This is a genomic window from Brevibacillus sedimenti (assembly GCF_020923495.1).
Taxonomy (GTDB): Bacteria; Bacillota; Bacilli; order Brevibacillales; family Brevibacillaceae; genus Brevibacillus; species Brevibacillus aydinogluensis.
In genome coordinates, this window is the sequence record NZ_CP064048.1 from 2,492,356 (window position 1) to 2,518,936 (window position 26,581).

The 26,581-nt window shown below is 57.6% G+C and carries 27 protein-coding genes, 1 tRNA gene and 1 pseudogene; 17 read left to right on the forward strand and 12 right to left on the reverse strand.

Going from position 1 to position 26,581, the window contains the following annotated elements:
• Positions 1–3: 3 nt before the first annotated feature.
• The gene (locus tag IRT44_RS12165; protein WP_230076744.1) at positions 4–213 is read right to left on the reverse strand and encodes a hypothetical protein; all 210 of its coding nucleotides are present in this window, start codon (positions 211–213) and stop codon (positions 4–6) included.
• A gap of 193 nt (positions 214–406) precedes the next feature.
• Entirely contained in the window at positions 407–589 is a 183-nt protein-coding gene (locus tag IRT44_RS12170) for a hypothetical protein (protein ID WP_171565387.1), read from the reverse strand.
• A gap of 199 nt (positions 590–788) precedes the next feature.
• Here IRT44_RS12170 and IRT44_RS12175 point away from each other — a divergent pair, with 199 nt between their 5' ends.
• On the forward strand, positions 789–1,463 hold the full coding sequence (locus tag IRT44_RS12175) for an NUDIX hydrolase (RefSeq protein WP_171565386.1): 675 nt from the start codon (positions 789–791) through the stop codon (positions 1,461–1,463).
• Between the two features lie 116 nt (positions 1,464–1,579).
• Here IRT44_RS12175 and IRT44_RS12180 read toward each other — a convergent pair whose 3' ends face one another.
• Positions 1,580–2,161: an LOG family protein gene (locus IRT44_RS12180; RefSeq protein WP_230076745.1), complete on the reverse strand. Its 582-nt coding sequence runs from the start codon at positions 2,159–2,161 to the stop codon at positions 1,580–1,582.
• Positions 2,162–2,248: 87 nt separating this feature from the next.
• Here IRT44_RS12180 and IRT44_RS12185 point away from each other — a divergent pair.
• Together IRT44_RS12185 and IRT44_RS12190 are read left to right on the forward strand one after the other, a co-directional pair.
• Positions 2,249–2,433 (forward strand): annotated as a pseudogene (locus tag IRT44_RS12185) (hypothetical protein); the annotation flags it as partial.
• 191 nt (positions 2,434–2,624) lie between these two features.
• On the forward strand, positions 2,625–4,244 hold the full coding sequence (locus tag IRT44_RS12190; RefSeq protein WP_230076746.1) for an alkaline phosphatase family protein: 1,620 nt from the start codon (positions 2,625–2,627) through the stop codon (positions 4,242–4,244).
• A 97-nt stretch (positions 4,245–4,341) separates the two neighbouring features.
• Here IRT44_RS12190 and IRT44_RS12195 read toward each other — a convergent pair whose 3' ends face one another.
• From IRT44_RS12195 to IRT44_RS12215, 5 genes are all read right to left on the reverse strand, one after another.
• A complete protein-coding gene (locus IRT44_RS12195; protein WP_171565383.1) occupies positions 4,342–4,779 on the reverse strand; it encodes a GreA/GreB family elongation factor in 438 nt (145 codons plus the stop codon).
• A gap of 247 nt (positions 4,780–5,026) precedes the next feature.
• On the reverse strand, positions 5,027–5,815 hold the full coding sequence (locus tag IRT44_RS12200) for a FixH family protein (RefSeq protein ID WP_212132420.1): 789 nt from the start codon (positions 5,813–5,815) through the stop codon (positions 5,027–5,029).
• Positions 5,816–6,054: 239 nt separating this feature from the next.
• On the reverse strand, positions 6,055–6,522 hold the full coding sequence (locus tag IRT44_RS12205; protein WP_171565381.1) for a thioredoxin family protein: 468 nt from the start codon (positions 6,520–6,522) through the stop codon (positions 6,055–6,057).
• Between the two features lie 3 nt (positions 6,523–6,525).
• Entirely contained in the window at positions 6,526–6,954 is a 429-nt protein-coding gene (locus tag IRT44_RS12210; RefSeq protein ID WP_171565380.1) for a disulfide oxidoreductase, read from the reverse strand.
• A 205-nt stretch (positions 6,955–7,159) separates the two neighbouring features.
• Positions 7,160–7,948, reverse strand: a complete 789-nt coding sequence (locus IRT44_RS12215; RefSeq protein ID WP_212132419.1) for a metallophosphoesterase family protein — start codon at positions 7,946–7,948, stop codon at positions 7,160–7,162.
• An 85-nt stretch (positions 7,949–8,033) separates the two neighbouring features.
• On the opposite strand from IRT44_RS12215, the gene IRT44_RS12220 reads away from it, so the two are divergent.
• Together IRT44_RS12220 and IRT44_RS12225 are read left to right on the forward strand one after the other, a co-directional pair.
• Positions 8,034–8,762 carry an NAD-dependent deacylase gene (locus tag IRT44_RS12220; RefSeq protein WP_230076747.1) on the forward strand — a complete coding sequence of 243 codons (729 nt, stop codon included), beginning with the start codon at positions 8,034–8,036 and terminating at the stop codon, positions 8,760–8,762.
• A 127-nt stretch (positions 8,763–8,889) separates the two neighbouring features.
• A tRNA-Thr gene (locus tag IRT44_RS12225) sits at positions 8,890–8,964 on the forward strand.
• A gap of 71 nt (positions 8,965–9,035) precedes the next feature.
• Here IRT44_RS12225 and IRT44_RS12230 read toward each other — a convergent pair.
• Positions 9,036–9,173, reverse strand: a complete 138-nt coding sequence (locus IRT44_RS12230; RefSeq protein ID WP_171565378.1) for a hypothetical protein — start codon at positions 9,171–9,173, stop codon at positions 9,036–9,038.
• Between the two features lie 63 nt (positions 9,174–9,236).
• Here IRT44_RS12230 and IRT44_RS12235 point away from each other — a divergent pair, with 63 nt between their 5' ends.
• The 4 genes from IRT44_RS12235 (at position 9,237) to IRT44_RS12250 (ending at position 14,263) form a co-directional block, all read left to right on the forward strand.
• On the forward strand, positions 9,237–9,989 hold the full coding sequence (locus tag IRT44_RS12235; protein ID WP_326838917.1) for an arginase family protein: 753 nt from the start codon (positions 9,237–9,239) through the stop codon (positions 9,987–9,989).
• Positions 9,990–10,260: 271 nt separating this feature from the next.
• Positions 10,261–10,743, forward strand: coding sequence for a hypothetical protein (locus tag IRT44_RS12240; protein WP_171565377.1), 483 nt, complete (start codon positions 10,261–10,263; stop codon positions 10,741–10,743).
• A 269-nt stretch (positions 10,744–11,012) separates the two neighbouring features.
• Complete coding sequence (locus tag IRT44_RS12245) at positions 11,013–12,947, forward strand: ABC-F family ATP-binding cassette domain-containing protein (protein WP_230076748.1); 1,935 nt, start codon at positions 11,013–11,015, stop codon at positions 12,945–12,947.
• A gap of 245 nt (positions 12,948–13,192) precedes the next feature.
• The gene (locus IRT44_RS12250; protein ID WP_230076749.1) at positions 13,193–14,263 is read left to right on the forward strand and encodes a branched-chain amino acid aminotransferase; all 1,071 of its coding nucleotides are present in this window, start codon (positions 13,193–13,195) and stop codon (positions 14,261–14,263) included.
• A gap of 155 nt (positions 14,264–14,418) precedes the next feature.
• Here the strand turns inward: IRT44_RS12250 and IRT44_RS12255 are convergent, their stop codons facing one another.
• Together IRT44_RS12255 and IRT44_RS12260 are read right to left on the reverse strand one after the other, a co-directional pair.
• Entirely contained in the window at positions 14,419–15,405 is a 987-nt protein-coding gene (locus tag IRT44_RS12255) for a P1 family peptidase (RefSeq protein WP_230076750.1), read from the reverse strand.
• A 175-nt stretch (positions 15,406–15,580) separates the two neighbouring features.
• The gene (locus IRT44_RS12260; protein WP_171565373.1) at positions 15,581–15,805 is read right to left on the reverse strand and encodes a hypothetical protein; all 225 of its coding nucleotides are present in this window, start codon (positions 15,803–15,805) and stop codon (positions 15,581–15,583) included.
• 313 nt (positions 15,806–16,118) lie between these two features.
• Between IRT44_RS12260 and IRT44_RS12265 the strand changes: the two genes are divergently transcribed.
• Positions 16,119–17,261: a virulence factor gene (locus IRT44_RS12265; protein WP_171565372.1), complete on the forward strand. Its 1,143-nt coding sequence runs from the start codon at positions 16,119–16,121 to the stop codon at positions 17,259–17,261.
• A 268-nt stretch (positions 17,262–17,529) separates the two neighbouring features.
• Positions 17,530–18,822 (forward strand): phytoene desaturase family protein, encoded by a 1,293-nt coding sequence (locus tag IRT44_RS12270; RefSeq protein ID WP_171565371.1) that lies wholly within the window; start codon positions 17,530–17,532, stop codon positions 18,820–18,822.
• An 80-nt stretch (positions 18,823–18,902) separates the two neighbouring features.
• Here the strand turns inward: IRT44_RS12270 and IRT44_RS12275 are convergent, their stop codons facing one another.
• Positions 18,903–19,715 (reverse strand): serine hydrolase, encoded by an 813-nt coding sequence (locus tag IRT44_RS12275; RefSeq protein WP_230076751.1) that lies wholly within the window; start codon positions 19,713–19,715, stop codon positions 18,903–18,905.
• Positions 19,716–19,839: 124 nt separating this feature from the next.
• On the opposite strand from IRT44_RS12275, the gene IRT44_RS12280 reads away from it, so the two are divergent.
• The 6 genes from IRT44_RS12280 (at position 19,840) to IRT44_RS12305 (ending at position 26,560) form a co-directional block, all read left to right on the forward strand.
• Positions 19,840–21,471, forward strand: coding sequence for a peptide ABC transporter substrate-binding protein (locus IRT44_RS12280; protein ID WP_212132417.1), 1,632 nt, complete (start codon positions 19,840–19,842; stop codon positions 21,469–21,471).
• A gap of 26 nt (positions 21,472–21,497) precedes the next feature.
• On the forward strand, positions 21,498–22,232 hold the full coding sequence (locus IRT44_RS12285) for a gamma-glutamyl-gamma-aminobutyrate hydrolase family protein (protein ID WP_212132416.1): 735 nt from the start codon (positions 21,498–21,500) through the stop codon (positions 22,230–22,232).
• Between the two features lie 553 nt (positions 22,233–22,785).
• On the forward strand, positions 22,786–23,868 hold the full coding sequence (locus IRT44_RS12290) for a DNA polymerase IV (RefSeq protein ID WP_171565367.1): 1,083 nt from the start codon (positions 22,786–22,788) through the stop codon (positions 23,866–23,868).
• A gap of 121 nt (positions 23,869–23,989) precedes the next feature.
• Positions 23,990–24,514: a YqeG family HAD IIIA-type phosphatase gene (locus tag IRT44_RS12295; protein WP_171565366.1), complete on the forward strand. Its 525-nt coding sequence runs from the start codon at positions 23,990–23,992 to the stop codon at positions 24,512–24,514.
• Positions 24,511–25,629: a ribosome biogenesis GTPase YqeH gene (gene yqeH, locus IRT44_RS12300; protein ID WP_171565365.1), complete on the forward strand. Its 1,119-nt coding sequence runs from the start codon at positions 24,511–24,513 to the stop codon at positions 25,627–25,629. Before IRT44_RS12295 ends, yqeH begins: the two co-directional genes overlap by 4 nt.
• Before the next feature lie 76 nt (positions 25,630–25,705).
• Positions 25,706–26,560, forward strand: a complete 855-nt coding sequence (locus IRT44_RS12305) for a shikimate dehydrogenase (protein WP_171565364.1) — start codon at positions 25,706–25,708, stop codon at positions 26,558–26,560.
• Positions 26,561–26,581 lie beyond the last annotated feature (21 nt).

A 26,581-nucleotide genomic window follows, 5' to 3' on the forward strand; every position in this document is an offset into this window, starting at 1 on the left:
TGTTTACAACGTGTTGACAATGTGGGCCACAAGCCGCAGATTGTGCTCGATCAGTTTGTTGCGCGCGTACGGGTCCCCTTCTGCCATCAGCTTCAGGTATTTTTCCTCTTCTGTATCGGGCAGTGGCTGGGGAAACGCGTTGTTCTTGACGTAGGCCACAAACAGCATGAGTTCCTTGAACAACAGGGAAAGCGCCGCTAAGATGCTGGACACGTCTGCCACCTCCACGTCTGGATGCTTACTCCTATCCATATGTGGGCGGCTGCCCATGCGTGCCTGTACGGGAAAAAGGACGGCGCGAACGGAACGGCTGGGGAACCGTGATCGGCCAGGGGGTGATCTGAAGCCTTTAAGCCAAAGTGACGCCCCGGAACGCGTCGCCGGGGCTGGAAAAGGTGCATGCCGATCATTGGGCGTCGGTAATGCGCAGATAGGAAATGTTTTGTACGTTGATCACGATGTCATCGTATTGAAGCCACCCGTCGCTGAGGTTGGCAATCATCTGGACGATCTCTTCCGGTTCGCTCGACCGGATGGTAACGGATTCGCCTCCGGAAAAATAAAAGGTGATGTTTTTTACCGCCTTCATCTGTACCAGTCTCCTTTTCGCAGCTTGCCACTGAGGCAGGGTGTTCACGGGAACGAGGACTTCGGTTCAGGTGCCGCGCGCCTCCTTCCCTACACCTCATGTATCGGTAAAATCACGAAATTCTGAAAGTGCCGGTTGAGAAGGATTTCGTTGGTTTATGTGTTCGCGTCGCATTTGCCAGGATGCCGGAGACGATAGAATGGAATTGGATGGCTTGTTTATGAAAATCATGCAGGGAGAGGTTCGTATGAGTGATGTATTCCGTTACGTGCCCAATCATGCGGAGATTGGCGTTGGACTTGCGCTGCTGGATGAACAGGAAAACTATGTGTTCTTTCTAGCTGGAACAAGACACAAGTTCACTTCAAATGAATTATTTTACGCTGGAATTGGCGGTCATCTGGAACCAGGAGAAGATTTGCTGTCGTGCGGAAAAAGAGAAGCGATGGAAGAAATCGGAGCGGAGGTGCACATACAGTGTTCACCCGTAAATCCGGTGTACATCTCCAAAGACAAGGAAATCCGGACCATTACCATGACAGATGAATGCAAACCGCTGGCCATTTATGAAATGATACATCCGAGCGGTAGTCCCAGGGAAGGGGAGATCTATTACCTGGTCATCTATCAGGCAACATTGAGATCGTCACTCACACACTTGAAAACAGATGAAGTATCCGGGGTCATTGCCATGAAGAAAGAGCAGGTCAAGAAAGGGGTTTTCCGCAGAGCCACCCTGCAAACGCTTGTGGACGAAGGGGCTCGCCTGATCGCAAGCAGTCCCCACATCCAGCCTGATGTGATTGTCTATCCGATCGGAACGGCTGAGGCATTGTCATACTACTTGAATTACATGGAAAGCAATCAACGTTGATGACCGTTTGTGTACTTTAAGGACTTCCACCATACCTTCCACATATGAACAAGAGCGTGAGTCGAGCCATGTCCGAATCGTGAAAATGGCTCGACTCCTTCTATTCTTTCATTTCCCTATTCGTCTTTTTGCCCCCACTTGTTCGACAGTTCCGGCCGTTGATAGGCGGCCAGTTTGTCCAGCAGGCGGGCCGGGTCGCTGTCGCTGACGAGCAGGTCGGCGTGGGAGGAGGGCATGAACCCGGCGCTTACGGCGTTCCCAATCATCTGCAGGAGCGGCGTGTAGTACCCGTTGACGTTGAGAATGCCCACCGGTTTTTGGTGGATGCCCAACTGGCACCAACTGACGGCTTCAAACAGTTCTTCCCACGTACCGTAGCCGCCGGGGAGGGCGATAAAGGCATCCGACAGCTCCGCCATTTTCGCTTTCCGCCCGTGCATGTCAGCCACTTCGTAGAACTGGCTCAATCCCGTGTGGGCCATTTCGCCGCGAAACAATCCGCGCGGCATCACTCCGATCGCTGTGCCTCCAGATTCCAGCACGGCATTTGCGGTGCAGCCCATCAGCCCCAGGTTGGAGCCGCCGTAGACCAACCCCAGTCCCCGCCGGGCAATCTCTTGGCCAAGTTTTCGGGCCGTCTCGGCGTACACTGCATCGACGCCCGGATTGGAGCCGGCGTAGACACATACATTGTTCATGATTTCTCCCTCCTGTCTCTCTGATTGACTCTCTTTTCACCACCGTATAGTATACCAGCGATTGCAGAAAAAGGAAGGAAGAGGAGCATGACCATTGTCGAGCTTCAGCAATGGGTTTCCCGGTTTCACAGCAGTCGCTGCTGGACGGAGTACGGACCGTTTATCCGGACCGGTTTTTTAATGGAAGAGTGGGCGAGCTGGCACGAGCCGTCCGCGCCGCGGAAATCCGCCGGGATCGTCCGGACGAGTCGCCGAAACAAACTGCTGAACAGGTTTAACAGCCAGTCTGACAAAGCAGGCTCATAGCAGAAGCAGATGCCGCCGCATCGGTGGAGCTTGGTGTGGAACGATGTTACATTACCTCAGTCGGATGGGTGCCTTGCGGGGATAATCATGCGGGTGTGCGGGAAATGTAACCATATCGACAAGACTATTTCACGTTCGGTATGGAGGATCAATGGTGTTGCGAAAAACATGTGTCGCACTGCTTGTCACTGCCCTGATGTCCCTCTCAATTGTCTCCTGCGGCGGTCCGCATGCGGACGAGACGCCCCAGCCCCGGACAGCCCGTCTCCAAGCGACTGGCGATCGCCCAAAGGTCATCGTCCTGCTGGTCGATTCCCTGCTGTCCTCGTCAATCGACCGGCTGCTCGCCGCCAACAAGCTACCGGCGCTCCGGTTTCTCATCGAAAACGGCGTCTACAAGCGGGATGTCATCAGTTCTTTTCCCACCATGTCACTCACCGTCGACAGTTCGCTGTTGACCGGAACCTATGCCGACGGGCACGGAATTCCCGGACTGCTCTGGTATCATTCCGCGGAAAAGCGGATCGTCAACTACGGCGACGGCTCGCGTGTCGTGTGGCAGTACGGTCCCCGGCAACTGCTGACGGACAGCTTGTACAACCTGAATCAGCAGCATCTCTCCAAGCGGGTTGAGACGCTGCATGAAGAGCTGGATCAGGCGGGACTCACCTCCGCCTCCATCAACGGTCTGATCTATCGGGGCAACGTTCCGCACGAACTGATCCTGCCGGCCAATCTGGCCAAGCTCGTCCTGAACACACAGAAGATTTCCGTCAGGGGGCCGCATCTGCTCGGCTTCGGGACGCTGTCCAGTGTAACGCGTCAGCCACTGCCGGAGGGGCCGCTGCAGGCGTTCGGCTTTAACGATGCCTACACCGCGCAGAGCCTCGTCAGCCTGGTGGGTGAGGGCCGGCTTCCGGATGTGACCGTTGCCTATTTTCCCGACATGGACGGCCGGCTGCACAAAAACGGCCCCGATGATACGTCCGGCGTAGAAACCTTGGACCGGCAGCTGCAGATCATCCTCAATGCGTTCGGCGATTGGCGGCGGGCGCTGGAACACCATGTGTTTGTCGTCATCGGCGACAGCGGTGTGGCAGCGACGGCAGCGGACAGGACGGCTGCCGTCATCGAGCTGGACAAGAAGTTGACCGCAGCCGGGTATCGCGTCCTGCCGTTGGGAAGGCAGGCAGACACCCAAGACGATGTCGCAATTGCCGTCAACGGCCGGATGTGTTATGTATACGCCTTGTCGCCGCAAGCGACGCTGTCCGGGTTGCTCAACGCCTTGGGCAACGAACCGCGGATCGATCTGATCGCTTGGAAGGAAGGAGAGTGGGTACAGGTCCAACGCGGCGGCAGCGGCAACCGTCTGCGCTTCCGGCTTGGCGGAACGCACCGGGACCCGTACGGGCGCACATGGGACGTCGAGGGGGACTGGGCGGTGCTGGGCCTGGCCCGCGATGGCGTCACCGGGCGCATCCATTCACGGGCATACCCTGATGGCTTGAGCCGCCTGCATGGCGCGCTGCATTCGCATCCCGGCAAGTACCTGGTCGTGACGGCCGTTCCAGGTGCCGAATTTCACGCCAACGGATCGCCCAACCATCCGGGCGGAGGCAACCACGGGGGACTGCATCGCGAGGACTCCCTGGTTCCCTTCATCGCAGCGGGGAAAGGGAGGCTGCCCGCACCGCCCGCCCGCATCGTGGACGTGAAGGCGTACCTGCTGTCGCTCATTAAGGCGAACCGCGGGCAGATCAAAACAGGCCGTTGACACGGAATGCACACGGAAAAGAAAAGCGGCCATCCTTTGCCGATGGCCGCAGTCTATGAACTGTATATACACGGCGGAAGTGCCGTTGTTTTCCACGTTACCAGTCGACGAAGCGGACGGCGCGCACGATCACCTCTGTCGTGCCCATGGGCATTTCCAGGCGCAGTGTGTCGTCTACGGCCTGCATCAGCAACTGTCGACCGAGGGGCGACAGGAACGAGATGCGTCCCGCATCCGGATCGGTCTGTTCCGGGAAGCAGATCGTCAACTGCTCCTCGTATCCATCTTCAACATAGTGCAGCGTTACTTGTGATCCGATCACCACTTTGGGCAGATCGGACGTTGTGTTCCCGGCTGTCTCTTGCAGCAGGGATTCCACTGTCGATACGTACAGATCCAGCCACTGGCTGGCTTTTTGGCGTTCGGCCGGTTTTCCGGCAAAATGCAAATCCAGGAATGGAGTGCGCTGTTCGTCAAAATAGACAAGCTGCTCCACCAGTCGGCGGTGCAGGGGGGTGAGGGTGCTATGGTTCACCGTAATCATCTCCTATTCGTATTGGAATGGACCACCGTTCAGCAAAGGTTGTGAGTCGCCAGGGCGTTCGCCTCATCTTCATACTGCAATCTCCTCCGAATAAAAGAATGTGGCCCCCTGCTCAAACGCATGGGACCTTGCTTCCATTTTACCTTATTTGAGGAAAAATACAACATGCTTTCCAGTGACACTTAGGACTTTGCCTGCAACACGAAAACCCTTGCACCTGCAAGGGTTTTCGCTGCGATTATCGGACGTGGAGGGTGTACTCCTTGTGGTCGTGGATCGTTTCGTCTTTTTCCACGTGGACGTTGACCGTGTAGTCACCGGAAGCGGGCAGGGTGACGGATGCGCTGTATACGCCCGGCTGCGTTTCCGCGGCGTCGACAAACTGATGGCGTTCTTCGCCTGCGCGCCAGTATTCAAAACGTACCGCGGCTTTGCTAAGCGGCTGGTTGTCTTTTGTCAGGCTGACGGTCAAAGCGGCCGTTTCGTTGGCTGTGAGCGTGTCAGCTGCTTGAAAGTGATAGTTGATGCCACTGGTGTGCTGGTGGTCCGCGCCGTGTTCACCGCCGTGCTCGTGATTGACGGCTTGTCCGTTGCCGTGACCGTCATGGTTCTCCGGTTGAGACGTGGGTTGGTCGCTGCCGGCTGCCTTGACCGTAAAAGGATGCTTCTGCATGTTGTGGAAGTCACGCGCGGTCACGTGGTACATCACGTAGTAGGAGCCGGGTTCGGCAAATGATGTTTGCGCCGTGTAGACGCCGTCTTTTGCCAGCGTCGCGGGGATCGTTGCGTGCTGTTCCTGCCCGTCTTTCCACAGTTCAAACTCCACGCTGCTGGCGTCGTTGACGGGAGCGCCGTCCTGTGTCACCGTGACCGCAAAGGTGATCGCTTCTCCGGCGACCGGTTCCTTCGGCGTGAGCGCCAGCACCACCTCCACCGGACTGGCGGACGGCACGGCTTCTTCCTGGCCGCCGCAGCCAGCGGCCATCAGAGCCAGTGCCCCGATCAACGCGGCTATGTATCGCTTCATGCTGAATGACCCCTCTTTCTTCCTGTTCCCGACGGGTTGTCAGACGCCGTCGGATGATCGCTTTTACTCAGAGACGAGGCTCGATTGAGGATGACCCACCTCCCTCAATTATAGGCAAGAACAGGGAAAAGCCTAATGGCTCGAACGGGCTATTTCCGGACAGATGGATGGATCGTTCACACAACTGCCATTTTTATGGCCAACAACACGGAAAAACCTCCCGCGGGGGGAGGCTCATGTCATTTCGTTTGCTCCTGGAACCAGGATTTCAGCTGCTCGCCGGTTTGTCCGCCGACGAGGCGGGAGACTTCCTTGCCGTCCTTGTAGTGGACCAGGGTAGGGGTATACTCGATGCCGTACGCGTCCCAACTGGCGCTGAATTCCAGCAGGTTGTGCTTTTTGACGTCCACGTTCAGCTCTTTGGCCACCGGCACCAGGACGGGCGTGGTAGCCCGGCAGTGCTCGCAGGTGGGGCTGTAAAAGTAGACGAACAGTTCCTCTTTTTCGTCCAGCTTTGCTTTCAGTTGATCCGGGAGAATCTGGTTGTCGTAAAGCGGATCGTTTAGTTGTTCGATCGTGGCCGGATGTAGGTTGGCTTTGCCGAAGGGATTGCCTTCCGCTGCCTTTTTGTTCGCGATGTCGGAGTAGACAATTGCGGCGATCAACAGGGCGGCCACAATGACTGAAAGAACAATGACCTTTTTCATGACTTAGCACTCCTTTTCGTATCTGCGAATGTAGATTTGCAGCACAGCAATCATGATGAAGGCGACCAGGGCGAGAAAAGGTATGGTGATAAAGCCAAACCAGTTGATATAGTCCGTGTTGCAGGGAATGATGCCGCAAGCATTACCCAGATCGTTCAGAGCGGGCACTTTTTGAATCAGATAGTGGTACAGGGAGATGCACCCGCCGATGACAGAAAGGATCAAGGCGTATGATGACATGCGGTAATCTTTTTTTACGGCGGCGACTCCCAACAGAATGACCAGCGGGTACATGAAAATCCGCTGGAACCAGCACAGTTCACAGGGAATGTATTTCATCACCTCCGAAAAAAACAGGCTTCCAGCTGTAGCGATGAGTGATACCACCCATGAACCGAACAGCGCGTATTCTTTTATTTGTTCTCGTCGCATATCAACACCTCGTCCTCATCTTATCACACATTACGAATGGGAAGTAACTTATTTAAAGTAATTTTTTTGAAAGACATTGATTGCCCAAAAAAGCGACGCCGGCAGTTGTCGGCGGCGGGATGGCTTGTCCCGGTTGCTGCCCTGTGCAGCGGATCAAAATTCCAAAGACACGCGCAAAAAAGCCGCCGAAATCATACGGCGGCAGCTAGCGAAGATGGATGCGCGGCGAGGGATACACCTCACGCACCGGTACGTACACGTAGCGAAGCGACGGCCACTCCACCAGCAAAATACCGCCCTGCCATGAGGCCGCGCCGCCGTCGATGCCGATCAGGTTGCCGCGCCGCCACACCCCGTTCCTGGTATAGCCGGGGAGCATGGAAACAGGCGTGTGGCCAAATACGATCACCGTTTCTCCCCTGTATGACTGGTAAAACGGCTGGCGGATCCAGAGGAGGTCTTCGGGCCGCTGCTGGTCGAGCGGGATGCCGGGACGGATGCCGGCGTGAACGAAGAGGGCGGCCGGAGCCCCGGATGCCGGATCGGCTGGCATTTCCACGTACAGCGGCAGGGAGGCGAGCGAAGGCAGCAGATAGGAATAGCGGGAGAGAATGTATCTGCGTGCCGATTCCTGATCGTTCAAAGCGGGAAGGCCGCCCAGGAAGGCGCGCCGCAGGGACTGTCGGCCGAGATAGGAGCGGATGGTGGCGTCACCGCCGTTGATCCGCAAGTAAAGGTTGGCGTCCCCCTTTCCTTCCAACCAATCCTGCAGCATCTGCTCGTGATTGCCCTTGATGAGAACGATTCGGTCCGGATAGGTTTGTCTCAAATTCAGCAGGTACTGCAGTGCCTCCCTCGACTGCGGTCCACGGTCCACCACGTCCCCCAGGACGTACAGGCGATCGCCCTGCTGCGGAGAAAAGCTGACGCGATCCAACGCTGTCCGCAGCACCTCATAGTGACCGTGAATATCCGACACCAAATAAATGGCCATGCCGACACCCCCTCGTATACAAACACAACGCTCTTCCTATACAATATGTGGAGGAGACGTTTGCGTGAAAAGGGGAGAGACGCAGATGAAGATGCTAGCGGAATGGCTCCGGGATGCCAGACAGGCCGTCGTGTTTACGGGAGCGGGCATGTCGACGGAAAGCGGGCTGCCCGATTTTCGTTCGGCGCAGTCAGGAATATGGCAGGGCAAGGACCCGACCCAACTGGCCAGCACTCAGGCGCTGCGGCACAATCGCGAGGGGTTTGCAGCTTTTTACCGGATGCGCATCGAAGGGCTTCTGGCCTGCCGTCCGCACGAGGGGCACGCCATTTTGGCCGAATGGGAACGTCGCGGGCGGATTCGCGGAATCATCACCCAAAACGTGGACGGCTTCCATCAGCAGGCGGGCAGCCGGAACGTGGCTGAATTGCACGGAAACCTGGGCACGCTGTGCTGTCTGGCGTGCGAGCGTACCTACCCGGCAGCGCGTTACCTGCAGCCGGACGGGACGGTATGCGACTGTGGCGGTTTTCTGCGTCCGACGGTCGTGCTGTTTGGAGAAGCGCTGCCGCAAGCAGCGCTGGCGAAGGCATCGGAGTGGACGGAACAAGCCGATCTGTTTCTCGTGTTGGGATCGTCGCTCGTGGTCAGCCCGGCCAACTGGTTTCCGCAGCAGGCAAAAGCAGCCGGGGCCAGACTGGTGATCATCAACCGAGAGCCCACCCCTTTGGACGATCTGGCCGACCTGGTGATCGGCGACGCATTGATCGGCACGGTGCTGAAAACAGTGGAAGCGGAGCTGTCGGGATACTGACAGAAAAAAGTGGAGGATTTTTTTCATTTTCCTCTTGATTTTTTGTGGAATGTTTACTAGAATAAAACCTGTGAGCGCGATCGATACAAAAACTGGTCGGTCGACCTGACTCACAAAAGAACATAATGCTGGTGTAGCACAGTGGTAGTGCAGCTGATTCGTAATCAGCAGGTCGGGGGTTCGAGTCCCTTCACCAGCACCATACACAAGGCAGGGGAGAGCAGTCCCCTGCTTTTTTCCTGTCTTTCCATCACTCCCCTAAGGAGATTGGCATCATTCATTTGTATAATGAACGTATTCACGTACTACTCCTCCGATCACTTGCATGGTGGTCGGCTCTTTTTTTATCTGCCTCCCGTTTTTCCCTCCCTGGCGTTTGTGTTGTATAATAAAGCCATCAACAAAGTTCATACCCGACACCTCATGAAAGGAACACCGTTGAGCACAATTTCGTTTTCGCAAGGAAAGGATTTGATGATCATGGGACTCCTTCATCATGACGTGACGTTGCTGAACTTTGACGATGCATACCCCTGGCAGCACAAGCTGTCCGATGTTGCCGACGAATGGATCGACCTGGCGGACATTGCGGAAGCCAACCTGTTTTGCGCAGAAAGGGCGCTGACAGAAATCAGCCGCAGGTTGTCGGCCCGGACCGGTCGCGGCATCACGTTTATCGGAAACGGCAATTATCACTATGTCACCTATCTTCTGCTGAGCGAAATCAATCGGCCGTTCAGCCTCGTCCTGTTTGACAATCACACTGATGCGAAGCGTTCGGACGACATGGCCGGGGTGTTGACGTGCGGTTCGTGGGTGGCCGAAGCGGCAGCACGTCTTCCTCACCTCAGGCGCGTGCTGATTGTCGGCGTTTCTGCGGAGCAAACGCTCTGCCTGTCCGATGCGCAGGGAAAAGTTGTACTTCGCCCGAACGCAGGCGATCCGCAGGAGCTGCTTTCCGCCATCGCGACCGAAGATGTGTACATCAGTATCGACAAGGACGTGCTGAATCGCGCCTTCGCCGTAACCAACTGGGATCATGGAAACATGCATCTGCGGGAACTGCTCGCATCACTCAAGGCGCTCGTTCGGCAGAAAAACGTACTCGGCATCGACGTCTGCGGCGAACTGCCGGTGACGCCAGTCGACGTCTGGCTGCACGCCGACCAGCTTCGGTTGAACGAACGGACCAACCTGGCCATCCTGCAATCAGTCATGTGCGCCTAGCCGGTTAGACAAACAAAACGCGGGCGGGGGACAGCCGGCGTTTAAGCGACGCATCCCGGCGAGTTTTCGCGCAACCGCTTTTTTCCGCTGCACCATTTCTGTCCATGCCTCCCTAGGGCTTTTGTCTCGACTTCCCCTGCGCAAATGCGCGTTCACTCGCCTGGATTCCTACTATCGTTCCAATCCGCGCTTTTCTTTCAGGACTGCAGTTACTCCTCGGCCTCCAGGAAATGGTTTATCATGGTAACAAACAAAAACAGAGGAGGAAAATATGTCAGCAGCGTTTCATGAACGGAAGGCGTTACAGATGACCTTGCAGTCATTGCTGGAACTGCGGGTATCCTTGAGACGCGAGTACGTTGATCGTGACAAAGAATTGGGGAGCGAGATCAAACAGGTTTTGCACCGAATCCGTGAGCTGGACGAGCAGTACGGCCTTCCTGCCGAGACACAAGAGCAGGAAGAGGACCTTGCGAGCTGGCAGGCGATGCCGCGAGAAGTGTTGGACAAACACGTAGGGAGACCCAGAAAGGCGTATCAGCACCACGATTATCCGGGAATCGCCAAGGATATTGAAGCGATTCTGGAGGAAGCGGCAGGACCGCTGACGCTTGCAGAGTTGTATGACAAACTGCAGCAGAAAAAGGGCGTTGAATGGCCAAGTCCATACATAATTGTGCAAAAGGCATTGAAGCATACCGATCGCGTTCGGGTATCGAAGGAAGGCAGAAAACTGCTGTTTTCCCTGCAGTAATTCCTGGAGCCTGGAGCGCGGGGGGCTGCGGTCTGTTTCTAAGATATCGCCATCGTCCGGTGCAGCTGACTGCTCCCGACAGGCCGTCCCCTTTGACGAAAGAAGCTGGGGTTTGCTACGATGAAACGGCGAGGTTTCCTCTACGTGACGTCTAGCAGAACCAACCCCACCGGAAGAAAACGGGTGCCAGGGGAGAAGTCCCCTGGTTTTTTGCTATCTGTCTTCCGGAGCACGGGTTGATCCATCTTTCACAAGTTTGGGTGACGACAATGCATATCCTATCAGTTGAACATCTCTCCAAGAGCTATGGGGAGAAAGTCCTGTTTGACGACATATCCTTTCATATCGCCGAACAACAGCGGATCGGGCTGATCGGCGTCAACGGCACGGGCAAATCCACGCTGTTGAAAATCCTGGCCGGACAGGAGACGGCAGACAGCGGACAGATCGTTCACGCCAAATCCTTTCGCGTGGAGTATTTGCCGCAGCATCCGGTTTTCGTGGAACGCTCCACCGTGCTGGAACAGGTGTTTTACGGCGACACGCCGCTCATCCAGTTGCTGCGCCAGTACGAGCAGGCCGTGGCTGACCTGCAGACCGACCCGCATGACGAGAAAAAACAGGCGCGGCTGTACTCGCTGCAGAGCAGGATGGACGCGGCCGATGCCTGGGAGGCCAGCACTCAGGCCAAAACGATCTTGACGAAGCTGGGCATCCACAATTTTACCCAACAGGTGCACGAACTGTCCGGCGGGCAGCGCAAACGGGTGGCGCTGGCCCGCGCCCTGATTCAACCGGCAGACCTGCTCATCCTGGATGAGCCGACCAACCACCTGGACAATGAGACGGTGGAGTGGCTGGAAGATTACCTGTCCCGCTACAAAGGGGCGCTCTTGTTCGTCACGCACGACCGCTATTTTCTCGACCGCGTCACCACCCGCATCTGTGAGCTGGATCGCGGCAAGCTGTACAGCTATGAGGGCAACTACGCCGTCTTCCTGGAAAAGAAAGCGGAACGGGAAGAGCGCGAAGCAGCTGCGGAAAGCAAACGGCAAAATCTGCTGAGGCGGGAGCTGGCCTGGCTGCGCCGAGGGGCAAAAGCGCGGACGACCAAACAGAAGGCCCGCGTCCAACGCGTGGAGGAACTGCGCGACCGTAAAGTGGATGGACCGGTGCAAACGATCGAGATGTCGCTTGGGGCCAGCCGATTGGGCAAAACCGTGATGGAGATCCAGCACATCAGTAAAGGGTATGGGGAGCGCAAGCTGATTGACGATTTCAGCTACATCGTCCAGCCCGGGGACCGCGTCGGCATCATCGGCCCCAACGGCAGCGGCAAGTCAACCCTGTTGAACATGCTCGCGGGCCGTATCCAGCCGGACGCGGGCACCATCGTGGTGGGGCAGACGGTCAAACTGGCTTACTACACGCAGGAGAACGTGGAGATGGACGAAAGCATGCGCGTGATCGAATACGTCAAGGAAGCGGCCGAAGTAATTCGCACCAGCGACGGCCAGACGATCACCGCATCCCAGATGCTGGAGCGGTTTTTGTTTCCGCCGCATCTGCAGTGGACCCCCATCTCCCGGCTGTCGGGCGGGGAAAAACGGCGGCTCTACCTGCTGCGCACGCTGATGGGCGAGCCGAACGTCCTTTTCCTGGACGAGCCGACAAACGATCTGGACATTCAGACACTGAGCATCCTGGAGGACTATCTGGAACACTTCCCCGGCACTGTCATTACGGTGTCTCACGACCGCTACTTTCTTGATCGGACCGTTGACCACCTGTTTGCCTTCGAAGGGGATGGGAAAATTCGCCACTTCATGGGCAATTACTCGGAGTACCTGGACACGCGACGCCGGGAACAGGAAGCGGAAGCCCTGTCCAAACGGCGCGCGGACAAGGCGCAGTCTGCGGCGGCCGACTCCCGTGACGGAAGCGGAGCGGGCAGGGGAACCAACCGTCCGCGTCGACTTTCCTACAAGGAACAGAAAGAATGGGAGCAGATCGAGTCCCGGATCGCGGCGCTGGAGGAGCGGAGCGCAGTGTTGAAACAAGCCATTGCCGAAGCGGGCAGCGATTACGCCAAGGTGGAGAAGCTGTTTGCGGAAGAACAGCAGGTGTCAGCCGAGCTGGAAGCGGCAATTGATCGCTGGGCGGAACTGTCCGCGTTGATCGAGGAGATTGAACGCAGCAAATAGTCGGCAGCTTTAGACACAGCTTTAGTTCGTATGGCAGGAGACCTCCCGGATGTTTCGGCTTCCGGGAGGGGCTTCATTTTGCGGAGGGCTTCTTTTTTGCGGGAGTGACCTCACACCCGCCATTGAACACAGCCGTAACAGCATGATCGTCATATTAATGTTCAGAATAGTTTTTCACTTCGGAACGGTTGTGCTATAGTTACGAGTAATCAGGATTTGTATCAAAGACAGGGAGATGAAAAGAAATGCCGTACCCGATCACCATCACGCAAACCGACCGCAAAAAAGAGAAGCCCGACAGCAGCTGTCTGGGCTTTGGCCGGTATTTTACCGACCATATGTTTGTTATGGACTACTCCGCGGAAATAGGCTGGCACGATCCGCGAATCGTTCCGTACGCGCCGCTCGCACTCGACCCGGCGGCCTTGGTGCTTCACTACGGACAGGCCATTTTTGAAGGCATGAAAGCGTATCGGACCAGTGACGATCGCATCCTGCTGTTTCGTCCCGAGAAAAACGCGCAGCGGTTGAACCTGTCTGCCGCCAGACTCAGCATGCCGTCGATTGACGAAGAACTGTTCCTGGAGGCGCTGCGAACCCTGATCAGCCTGGAAAAAGACTGGGTGCCGCGGGAACGGGGAACGTCGCTCTACATACGTCCGTTCATGTTCGCCACAGAGCCTTACCTGGGGGTTCGGGCGTCCGAGTCGTACAAACTGGTCATCGTCCTGTCACCTGTCGGCGCCTATTACGCAGGGGGAATGAAGCCGGTCAAAATCCATGTGGAGAGCCGCTACGTCCGTGCCGTCAGGGGAGGGACCGGCTTTGCCAAGGTATCCGGCAATTACGCGGCCAGCCTGAAGGCGCAGGAAGACGCGCATGCAAAAGGCTATGAACAGGTGCTGTGGCTGGATGCCATCGAGAACAAATACATTGAAGAAGTAGGCAGCATGAACGTGTTTTTCAAAATAAACGGGGAAGTGTGGACGCCTCCGCTGCACGGCAGCATCCTGGGCGGCATTACGCGGGACTCCGTCAACCACCTTCTGCGCGATTGGGGCATCCCCGTGCGCGAGGAGAAGCTGTCGATGGAAGACTTGTACGTCGCGTACACCAGGGGCGAACTGGAGGAAGCGTTCGGCACTGGGACGGCGGCGGTCGTATCCCCGATCGGAGTGCTGGGCTGGAACGATCACCACATGGTCATTAACCACGAACAGATCGGTGAACTGACGGCAAAGCTCTACGGCACCTTGACCGGCATTCAGTACGGAGAGATCGCCGACCCGTACGGCTGGATTGTGGAAGTCGAGTGAAAACGGGTATCGGCTCATAACAAAAAAGGCACGGGAATGGAGAAGCCCCTGTTCGGAACCTGTAAAAAACGCCCTCCGGCGGTTTGTCCAGCCGGAGGGCGTTTGTCGTGTTGCATGGCAGGTTTGCCACAAACGGCAAGCGAACTGCACCGACTTCAAGCCTGGGAGCGCAGATCGCGATAGGCCGGGATTCCCCCGGCGGTCTCGGCGGCAATGATCGCGTTGACGACCGCTTCGGCAAGCACGTCTGCCGACAGCGTGCCGACCAGATCGACGGAGGCGTCCACTCCGCCGGTGGCGGCTGCGAAAATGGTGTCGCCGTCGTGCATCGTGTGAACGGGAAAAATCGTCCGGGCCAGGCCGTTGTGAGCCATCTGCGCCACCTTGTTGGCCTGGGCCTTGGTAAAATTGGCGTTGCTCGCCACGACGGCGATCGTCGTGTTTGTTCCGGGCAGGATGGATGAAGTGCCCTGTTCGATCATCAGGGAGCGGATGTCGCGAATCTGTCCGTGCTCGTCCCGCACTCCGGCCAATACCTTGCCGGTTGCCGGATCACGCACTTCGCCTACGGCATTGACGGCAACGATTGCCCCGACGACCAAACCGTTCGGCAGGCGGCGGGAGGCGGAGCCGAGGCCGCCTTTCATCGCGTGGCGCACGCCGGCCAGCTTCCCGACTGTCGCACCGGTTCCCGCTCCAACGTTGCCTTGCTTGACCGGATGGGTGTTTGCCTGCTGGGCCGCTGTGTACCCCATTTGCTGATCGGGCCGCACCTTGGCGCTGCCGACGGACAGGTCAAACAGCACGGCAGCGGGCACGATCGGTACGACACCCACGCCGACGTCAAACCCGATGTTCCGCTCCTCCAACCAGCGCATCACACCGCTTGCCGCATCCAATCCGTATGCGCTGCCCCCCGACAGGCAGATGGCGTGTACCCGTTCGATCAGGCAGGTCGGATGGAGCAGATCGGTTTCCCGTGTGCCCGGGGCAGAGCCGCGCACATCGACGCCGCAGACCGCCCCGTTTTCCATGACCAACACCGTACAGCCCGTCAGCGCCTCCGCGTCCTGCACCTGTCCCACCTTGACGCCCGGCACGTCCACGATGCTGCCGTATGCCTCGTGTTGTTCCCGCGTCACATTCTCACCGTCTTTCCTGGTGGTTTTCGCTAAGCCAACTGGCGGCTCTCCGGTCCCTGCCGGAATGTGCGAACCGTCGCCGCTCTCGCCATTTTATTGCCCGAAAATTCCGTCTGATGTGTCTTCATCATATACGATGGCCATTGCCCGATCAAGGGGTGGCAGGGCGCTTGATTTACAGAAAATCAGGATACCGCAGTCCGTCCCGGACAAACAGCGTTCGCACCCAGGCGTAGAGGCGAAGCGGGATGGACGGAAAGACGATGGCCAGTTCGCCGTCTTCCAGCACAGGCAGGTCCACGGGAGACTGGATTCGGTAGGGGACCCCCTTGGCGTTCAACAGCGTCTTGTACCGCTGGGCGTCGCGCCAGCTTACCGGGTAGTAAAACGATTTTTCCATCTGAACTCAACACACCTTTCCGGGGATTCCTGATTACCATTCTATGCCACAATCGTGAGATAAAAAAAGGCCGCCGTCCGGGGCCTTTTGTTTTGGGCCGCCAAACGAATGGAATGACGCAAACTTGCGTACGATACGGGAAGATTTCTGCGCTGATGCGAGCGGCCGGCCGGGCCGTCGGCAGTCTCGCAAGCGGCTGACGGAGACGCACGTCGAGGCAGCAAGGTGCAGTTTCGCGGGCCGCTGACATGGAAAGCAAGGGACAGTCGTGCTACGATAAACAGGAGTGATTGTGGCTGGAGGAGTGATTCATATGAAACTGTTGTCCATCGAGCCGACGCCCAGTCCCAACGTGATGAAGCTGAACGTGGACGAGCGTTTGCCTGACGGTGTACAGCGCGTATATACAAAAGAAACGACAGCGTCCCTTCCGGACCTGATCCGCAAGTTGCTGGCGATTGAGGGTGTGACGTCCATTTTCCACACGGCCGATTTTTTCGCCTTGGAGCGAAAGTCAACCGCTGACTGGCAGCGGATTCTGACGCAGGCCAGGGAAGCGTTTGGTCCTGATGGAGAAGTTGCACTGCCGGCTGTGGCGCAGGAAGCAGGCGATACCTGCTGGGGGGAAGCGCAAGTATACATTCAGATGTTCCGCGGCATTCCGATGCAGGTGAAGGTGACGATGGGAACGGAGCAGGTACGCACCGCACTGCCGGAGCGGTTCGGCAAGGCAGCCGTTCATGCGGGGTCAGCTTCGCCCAACCTGATTATGGAGCGGAAGTGGGTGGAACATGGCGTCCGCTACGGTGATTTGCGCGAAATCGGCGAGGTGGTGGCGCAGGAGATCGACGCCGCATATCCGCAGGAGCGGGTGGACGAGCTGGTGAAGCTGGCGATGCAGCAGGAGCCGGGAGAGGCGCCGCTGCAGCCGGAACGCCGGGAAACAAAAGTGGTTACACTGGAGATGCTGGACGATCCCGACTGGCAAAAGCGGTATGCCGCCCTGGATGGGCTGGAGCCGACCGAAGCGGATTTGCCGGTGCTGATCAAGGCCCTGCACGATCCCAAAGCCTCCATCCGTCGGCTGGCGGTTGTCTACCTGGGGATGGTCGGCGGGGACGCGGTGCTGCCTCATCTGTTCGAAGCGCTGCGGGACGAATCCGTATCCGTCCGGCGTACGGCGGGCGACACCCTGTCCGACCTGGGGGACCCGCGCGCCATCGGCCCGATGGCAGAAGCGTTGAAAGACCCCAACAAGCTGGTCCGCTGGCGGGCGGCCCGCTTCCTTTACGAAGTGGGCGACGAGTCCGCGTTGGAGGCGCTGCGAGCGGCCCAGGACGAACCGGAATTCGAGGTGCGCCTGCAAATCAAGATGGCGCTGGAGCGGATCGAAAGCGGAGAAGCGGCCAGCGGCACGGTCTGGCAGCAGATGACGCGGCGAAACGAGCAGGGCTGAGATGCTTGTCGACGCATCCAATCTCCGTTTCCGATGTACGGCCCGATGTTCAGGTGCTGCTCCCGCTTAGGTGAATCACTTCGAGATATATCACCCGTCGGCGAAAGGTATGTGCGGTTGTAAAAAACTGGCGATATCAGCCAATAAATGGTATATCGAGTATAATATTAGACACAGTTCATTTTTAGTTGACTTCCACCTTGTCCATCCCTTATTATTCTATGAGGATTAGGAATCAACTTCGAGAGTGCGTAAGGGAGTTTGTTGTATGACAACCAATCACTATGACGTCGTCATTGTCGGCGGCGGACTGGCCGGATTGTCGGCTGCTGCCTATCTTTCGACCAAGGGCAAGAAAGTGGCGCTCTTGGAACGGGGTACCTTGGGCGGGCGAGCTGTCACGCTGAAACTCAAGGGCTTTAATTTCAACTTTGGCGCTCACGCCATCTACGGACGCGACACGTCCATTTTGAAAACGTTTGAAAAAGAGTTGGGCCTGCAGATCGACTGGCAGGATTTCAACCCCAACAAAGCCAAATACGACTTGGGAGACGACCTGACCGCCGTTCCGGCTAACGTGCAGGGGCTGTTCCGCACCAAGTTGTTGAAAGGGATTGACAAGGTCCTGTTTACCTTTGAAATCTTGAAAACGATGCTGAAGATGGAGACGGGCCATCCGCACCTGTCGATCCAAAAATGGATGGAGAAGAAAAACGTCAGCGAGGACGTGCGAGAAATGATGCTGACGCTGGCGTCTTCCAACTTCTTTACCCGGGAGCCGGAAAAAATCCCGTCCGACGTGTTTTTTACCTACTATCGCCGCCTGTTTACGACCAACAAGCCGGTGGCCTACATCGGAGGCGGTTGGCAGGCGTTGATCAACGAGTTTGTCCGCGTCATCGAGGCCAACAACGGCACGATTCTCACCAAGACCAGAGTGGAGGCGTTCCGCTGGGAAAACGACCGCGTGATCGCCGCCGTCACCCCGGATGCGGAGTATACGGCCGACGAGTTCGTCTGCTGCATTCCGCCCAAGGAAATGGTCAAGGTGTTCAAGGATACCAAGCTGGAGCACGCCATCGAACAGTACGCGTTGTACGAACCGACGGTCGTGGTGGTGTACGACATCGGCTTGAAAGAGCGGATCGACGTGCCCTACACCTATGTATACGACAAGCAGAACAACATTTTCATCACCGACATCTCTTACTACGACACCACCTGCGTGCCGGAGGGAGGCCAACTGCTGCAGGCGACAGCCTACCTGCGCCAATCGGAAGTTGGCAACAAGGAAGCGGTCGAACAGCGCAAACAGGAAATTGAACAGCTGTACGACAAGCACTTCCCGGGCTGGCGCGAACATCTGGTCGTCCCGCGCGTTTCGACGCGTGCCGTGGTGCAGGAGATCAAGTGGACCATGAACCAGAAGCCCATGCCGATCTTCCTGCCGGACTACCGTAACCTCTTCTTTGCCGGCGACTGGTGTGAAGGACAGGGACAACTGTCCGAGCTCTCTTTCTCCAGCGCGTACGAGGCAAGCAAGCTGATTCTCGAAAAGTAGACACGCGATACAACAGAGGCGTCCTTCCCAATCGGGGAGGACGCCGTTTCATTGTGCGGCACCTGCCTGCACGGCATGGGTCAGGAGCGGCCCGCGTACAGGTCGTACACCATCCGTCCGATTTGTCCCATCACCTCACCGGCAGCCTTGGCATCCACGTTCTTCGACAGGGCGCAGATGATCACGGCGTGGCCGCCCACGTACAAAATGCCGGCGTCGTGCGTGATGTTGGTCACCGTTCCGGTCTTGTTCGCCAGCTCCCACTTGGGCAGCATGCCGATGACATCGCCTTCCGGATCGGGCAGGCGACACGGCAGCCGGTCGCGGTGCTGCTGCCCCTTGAGGATGTTGATCATCTGCAGACAGCTGTTGTACGAGATCGCTTTTCCCGTCGCCAAAAAACGGAAATGGCTGCCCATGTCGGCGGCCGTCACTTCGTTGTAGCCCTCCGGCTCCGCGGGCACAATCATCAGTTTGTTGTAAAACGAACTGTTGACCATTTCCGTACGGCTCATCGCGGTGCGAATGGCGTCCGTGCCGATCAGATCGATCAGCATGTTGGTCGCTGTATTGTCGCTTTGAATGATCATCAGCGTCACGGCGTCGTAGACGGTCAGTTCGGTGCCCGGGGTGAAGTGCTGAAGCACGCCGGCTCCGCCCACCTGATCCTCCCGACGCAGCCGGAGCTTGTCCGATAGGGCCAGTCTGCCGGCGTACGCCTCGGCAAACACTGCCGTCATGATCGGCACCTTGATCAGACTGGCAGCGTAGAAGCGCTGATGTTCGGCGATGCCGAGCCGTTCCCCTGTCCGCACATCCTCCAGGTAAATTCCCCATTGACCGCCGGTTTCTTCCGTTAATCTTTCAAGTGAAGGCCCGAGGGCAGAGAGCACCGCAGCCAACTCCTTTCGCGTACATTATTAATATAGGCAATAGACAAAATATTCATAAGATAAGATAATAATATGTACTCGTACTTGGCATAATCAAGAAAAAATGTTTCATGAGGGGGATGTTATGAAAACATTACAGAGACTGTCTCTATGCGCGGTTCTTCTGTCCAGCCTTGCGTTTGCCGGCTGTGGAGGGAATGGTGCGCAAGACGCGGCGAAACCTGCGGATACGCCAACCGAGCAGGGTCAGCAGGCATCCGCGCAAGAATTGCGTGTCAACCTGAATACGGGTGACCCCAGCACGATCGACCCGGGACTGGCGGAAGACATTCCGTCCATGTCAGTGGCCCGCGCGGCGTTTGACGGTCTGCTGCGCCTCGACGTAAACGGCCAGCTCAAGGAAGCAGTCGCCGAGAAGTACGAAGTGTCTGCGGACGGGCTGACCTACACGTTCCATCTGCGCGACAGCAAGTGGTCCAACGGCGATCCGGTCACGGCGCACGACTTTGAATACGCCTGGAAACGGGTGCTCAACCCGGAGACGGCATCGGGTTACGCGTACCAGCTCTACTATCTGAAAAACGGGCAGGCGTACAATGCGGGCAAGGCCAAGGCGGAAGACGTGGGGGTAAAGGCAACGGACGACAAGACGCTGGTCGTCACGCTGGAAAACCCGGCGCCGTTCTTCCCGCAGTTGGTCGCTTCCGTCACCTACTTCCCTGTCAACAAGAATGTGGTGGAGGCCAACGAAAACTGGGCGGGCAGCCCCGAGACGTACGTGGGGAACGGTCCGTTTGTACTGAAGAAGTGGGAACACAAGTCGGTCATCGAACTGGAGAAAAACGAGTCCTACTGGGACAAGGATGCAGTCAAGCTGTCCAAACTGACGATCAACATGATCGAAGACGCCAATACCGAGCTGTCCATGTTCGAAAGAGGGGAACTGGACTGGGCGGGTTCGCCGCTGGGCGACTTGCCGCTTGATGCGCTCAATGCGCTGAAGGACTCGGGCAAGATGCAAACCCAGGCGACCGCCGGTACGTACTGGTACGTGTTTAATACGTCACAGCCTCCGTTCTCCAACAAGAAAATTCGCCAAGCTTTCGCATACGCGGTGAACCGCAAGGATATCGCCGAGAATGTCGTGCCGTACAAGAGCACGCCGGCGCTCGGCATCCTGCCGCCGACGATGGCCTTCAATCCGGACGGCTACTTCAAGGACGGCGACGTGGAGACCGCGAAAAAGCTGCTGGCAGAAGGCATGAAGGAGCTGGGCATCTCCAAACTGCCGGAGATCACGTTGTCCTACAACACGACGGAAGTGAACCAGCGCATCGCAACCGTTATCCAAGACCAGTGGAGAAAGGCGTTCGGCATCGAAGTCAAACTGGTCAACAAGGAAAACAAGGTTCACCGCGAGCAGATGAAGTTGGGCAACTTCCAAATCGGCAGGGCAAGCTGGATCGGCGACTTCAACGATCCGATCAACTTCTTCGAGGTCTTCAAGGGCGGGCTGAACACGTCCAAGTGGGAGAACAAGGAATTCCTCGCCCTGCTGGAACAGTCGGCAAAAGAAGCAGACCCGACAAAGCGCAACGAAATCCTCAAAAAGGCGGACGCCATCGTCATGGACGAAATGCCGGCGATGCCGATTTACTACTTCACCTACGCGTGGGTGAAGCAGGACACGGTAAAAGACGTCGTGGTGGATCCGCTCGGTTTCATCGACTTCAAATACGCATCCAACGAAAAGTAATTACAGATTACAAGGAGTGACCGCATGTGCGTCCGATCATTGGTGTAGCGTGTACCAAAATGTACTTTCCCAACAACAATCTCGACCAGTTCTACTACGTGGGTACCAGCTATGTGGACGGGGTGGCCCGCACCGGCGGGATTCCGTTCATCCTGCCGCTGATGTCCATCCCGGATGCGCCGTTCCGCGCGATGGTGGAATCGCTGGACGGCCTGATTCTCACCGGCGGAGACGATCCCGCCCCCCATCTGTACGGAGAAGAGCCGCTGCAGGGGCTGGGGGACGTGGAGCACGAACGGGACCTGGCGGAACTGGCGGTGATTCGGCTGGCTCTGGAGCTGAAGAAACCGATTCTCGGCATCTGCCGCGGCATGCAAATCCTGAATATAGCCTGCGGCGGCACGCTGATCCAGGACATCCCAAGCCAGGTGCCAGGTGCCTTTCAACACGAGCAAAAAGGTTCGCGACAATACGGGGCGCACAAGGTCACGCTACAGCCGGGGTTTGTGGCGGAGGCATTGGGCAAGACGGAAATCCTCGTCAATACGTCGCATCATCAGGCGGTAAAAGACGTGGCCCCTGGCTTCAAGGTAACAGGGGTGGCTGCAGACGGGGTGATTGAGGCGATCGAAAGCCTCGACGGGCTGCACGTGGGCGTGCAGTGGCATCCGGAGCGCATGTGGGCGCACGACGACACGATGCTGAAGCTGGCGGAAGCGTTCGTCAACAAGGCGCGTCAGGTAAAGGCGCTGGCCCGGTAAGGCGTCGGCCACAGCATGCAATAAGGAAGACAGTCATGCAAAAGAAAAAACAGCACAGGCCGCTCTTCTCTTAAGGAAGGGCGGTCAGTTTGTAGTCAAAGTCCGTAGCGCATGGGTGATCGGGCCCGCTCGCTCTCTTGACGACCAGCAAAGAAGCGGAATGCGTCCGCTTCAAAACGCGACGCGGGCAGGGGGCACACATCTGGGTGTTTCGAGGATGTGAGACTTGTGCCCCCTGTTTTTCCCGCGTCTTCGTTTTTTCGCTGAGCGGGTCGTCAAAGGAGCTCGCTTGGCCCATCACTCCATACCTCGTACTTTTCTACAACGTTATTTGATCGATGTGCAGGCCTCCGGCCTGGAAACGATGGTTAAGATTGTTTTAGTCTGGCCGCCCTTCGCTCGGGAAGGGCGGTTTTTTGTCACCATGAGGACGTTACCAGGCGGCTGACACGATGCAGGCGGCGACCGTACGCAGCAGGCGGCTGTATCTTGCATCCGTTTAAAAAAAGAACGATAATAGCCATATGAGAATGTATGTTTGGTGGTATCTCCTGTGAAGAAGATCCTGCATCTGGATATTGACGCGTTTTTTGCCAGTGTTGAACAGTTGGATCACCCGGAACTGCGCGGCCGGCCGGTGATCGTCGGCGGCACGGGAAACCGCGGCGTGGTATCCACCTGCAGCTATGAAGCGCGAAAATACGGGGTGCGGTCCGCGATGCCGATGGCGTTGGCCCGCAAAAAATGTCCGCACGGCGTGTTTCTGCCGGTTCGTTACGAGCGCTACGCGGAAAAATCGGCGGAGATCCGCGAGGTGTTTGCCGCCTATACGGATCGCTATCAAACCGTGGGACTGGATGAGGCGTACCTGGATGTCTCCGGATACGACAACGCCGTTCCCGTCGCCCGGGAGATCAAGCGGCGGATAAAGCGTGAGACCGGCCTGACCTGCAGCATCGGCCTCTCCTACAACATGTCCCTCGCCAAGATCGCCAGCGATTTGAAAAAGCCGGACGCCTTCGTCGTCATCCGACCGGAACAGGCGCTGGAGGTGCTGCGGCCGCTGCCTGTCGGAACGCTGCATGGCGTGGGCAAAAAATCGCAGGAATTGCTGGCGCGAAAGGGCATTCACACCGTGGAAGACTTTTGGCAGCTTTCCCTGGACGAAGTGGTGCAGTTGTTCGGCAAGTTCGGACGAGCGCTCTACCATCGGGCCCGGGGCGTGGACGACCGGGAAATCGTGACGGAGCGGGCTCCCAAATCGCTCAGCCGCGAGACGACGCTGCCGTTTGACCTATACGACCGTGAGGCGGTCAGCCCCATCGCTGCCGCCCTGCTGGAGGAGGCGGAGCAGGATGTGAGGCAGGAGGGTGTCATCCCGCAAACGCTGACGCTGAAAATCAAATACGCCGACTTCACCCTCAGGACCAAACAGCGCAAGGCCGCCCCCGGCGAAAACTGGGCTGACCTGCTGGAAGAGCTGTTGGACGCGTTTGACTACTCCCCGGGGGTGCGCCTCGTCGGTGTTGGTTTCTCCAACTTTGCGCCGCCGACGGAACAGCGGTACGAGCAGTTGACGCTGTTTTCGTGGGAGGGTTTTCATGAAGCGGACACGGGATATCGTCTCGGGCAGTGATGCCGTGCTGCCTCGCGGATTGTATTTGAATGCGGATTGAAACTTTTGCAAGCCGGTGGCGGAGTGTGGTATAGTAAGTGCCGAAATCGCGGTTCTTTTCAGGCCGTGTTGGAGGTGCCCCGTGTTTCTGGAGAAGCTGATGCCGGATCAATTTGTGGAATCTATCCATCATATTGATATAGATCAACTGCGAAAAAGAAACATACGCGCGGTCATTACCGACCTGGACAACACCCTGGTGGAGTGGGACAGGCCACACGCCACTCCCGAGGTGGAAGCCTGGCTGAAACGGCTGAACGAGGCAGGCATCCAGGTGACGGTCGTGTCCAACAACAATCAGGAGCGGGTGAACCGCTTTTGCGCCCCGTTGGGGGTCCGGTTCATCTGCGCAGCGCGAAAGCCGTCCAGCCGCGCCTTTTTGCAGGCGGTCCGAGAGATGAACGTGACAATCGCGGAGACGGTTGTGATCGGCGACCAGTTGTTTACCGACGTGCTGGGAGGCAACCGGCTCGGGTTTCATACCATCCTCGTCGTCCCCGTTGCCCAGACGGACGGGTTTTGGACGCGGTTCAACCGCCGGATGGAACGGGTGGCGTTATACTGGATGCGCAAGAAAGGAATGATTTCGTGGAAGACAGAATCGTGAACGAACAAACACCGGAGACGTGCGCAGGCTGCGGCGTGGCCATTCAGACGGAGGACCCGAAACGGCCGGGGTACGCGCCGGCGTCGGCCCTCGCCCGGGAAACCGTCATCTGCCAGCGCTGTTTCCGGATCAAACACTACAATGAAGTGGCGCCGGTCAGCATGGAGGACGACGACTTCTTGCGGATTCTGCACGGCATTGGAGCGACCGACAGCCTCGTGGTGATGGTGGTCGACATCTTCGACTTCCAGGGGTCGTGGCTGAAGGGCTTGCCCCGTTTTGTCGGCAAGAACCCCATTTTGTTGGTCGGCAACAAGGTGGATCTGCTGCCCAAAAACATCAACCTGAACCGCGTTCGCAACTGGATGCAGCACGAAGCCAAAGAGCGTGGACTGCGCCCGGAGGACGTCATCCTGGTCAGCGCGCAAAAAGGCGTCAACATCGACGAGCTTCTGGCGCGCATTGGCCAATTGCGGCGCGGACGGGACGTTTACATCGTCGGGGTTACCAACGTCGGCAAGTCGACCTTGATCAACCGGATTTTGCACGACTACGGTTCGGCCGACTTGGAAATCACCACGTCTCCATTCCCTGGCACGACGCTGGACAAGATCGAAATTCCGCTGGAAGACGGCCGCTCCATTTACGACACGCCCGGGATCATCAACCGCGACCAGATCGGCCACATGGTGTCGCCGCAGGATCTGCGCAGGATCACGCCCACGGCGCGCATTAATCCCAAGGTATACCAGTTAAACGACAAACAGACGCTGTTTTTGGGCGGACTGGCTCGCATCGATTTTGTACGCGGCCAGCACCAGCCATTTGTCGTCTACGTGGCCAACAACCTGTACATTCACCGCACCAAGCTGGAGAATGCCGACGAGGTCATGGCCAAGCACCATGGGGAACTGCTTAGCCCGCCCACGGGAGCAGAGGCGGCTCAGGCGCTGCCCCCCTTTGTCAAGCATACGTTCAAGATCCCGCCTGCCGGCACGACGGACATCGTCATCTCCGGATTGGGATGGGTCAGCCTGCGGGGCAAGGAAGAGGCGCACGTCGTCGTGCACGCGCCCAAGGGCGTCAGCGTCGGGATAAGAAAAGGTCTGATTTAAAGCGGCAGTGCTGCTTCGCCTGCCGCCTGCCCTGTCATATGCTACACAAAGAGCAGCAGAGGGGAAGGAGATCCGCATGATCACGAGCAAAACACAGTTGGTTGGTCTGTTGGGCCATCCGGTTTCGCATTCCCAATCGCCGTTGATGCACAACGCCGCCTTTGCCGAATTGGGGCTGGATTTTGCCTATGCCGCTTTTGATGTGGAACCGGAGCGCTTGGGGGAAGCAGTGGCCGGCATTCGCGCGCTGGGGATCAAAGGGGTCAACGTGACGATTCCCCACAAGGTGGCGATCATGCCGATGCTGGACGAAATCGATCCCCTGGCCCAGCGGATCGGCGCGGTGAACACGGTCGTCAACCGGAACGGCCGCCTGATCGGTTACAACACCGACGGGACGGGCTACGTCCGTTCCCTGGTGGAGGAGACGGGGATCGACTTGCGCGAGCATGTTGTCACGATGATGGGGGCCGGGGGAGCGGCGCGCGCTGTCGCGTTCACCCTGGCTGAACAGGGCGTGCGGGAAATCCGAATCATCAACCGCTCGCGTGAACGCGCCGCGCTCCTGGCAGAACACGTGGGAACGATCGTGCCCACTGCGGTGATCGATCCGGCGGACGGGAAAGCGGCGATCGCCGATGCCACGCTGCTGATCAACACCACGTCGATCGGCATGCACCCGCAGGTGGACGAAATGCCGGTGCAGGCGGACTGGCTGCACCCCGGTCTGATCGTCAGTGATCTGATTTACAACCCGCTCGAGACCCGTCTGCTGAAAGAGGCGCGGGCGTGCGGTGCGCGCGTTCATTCCGGCGTAGGCATGTTCGTCAACCAGGGCGCGCTCGCATTTGAACTGTGGACGGGGCAGACGGCTCCCGCAGGGACGATGCGGGACATTGTTTTGCAGCAGCTTACGAAGACAAGTTCATGACCATAGACGTAAAAGAAGGAG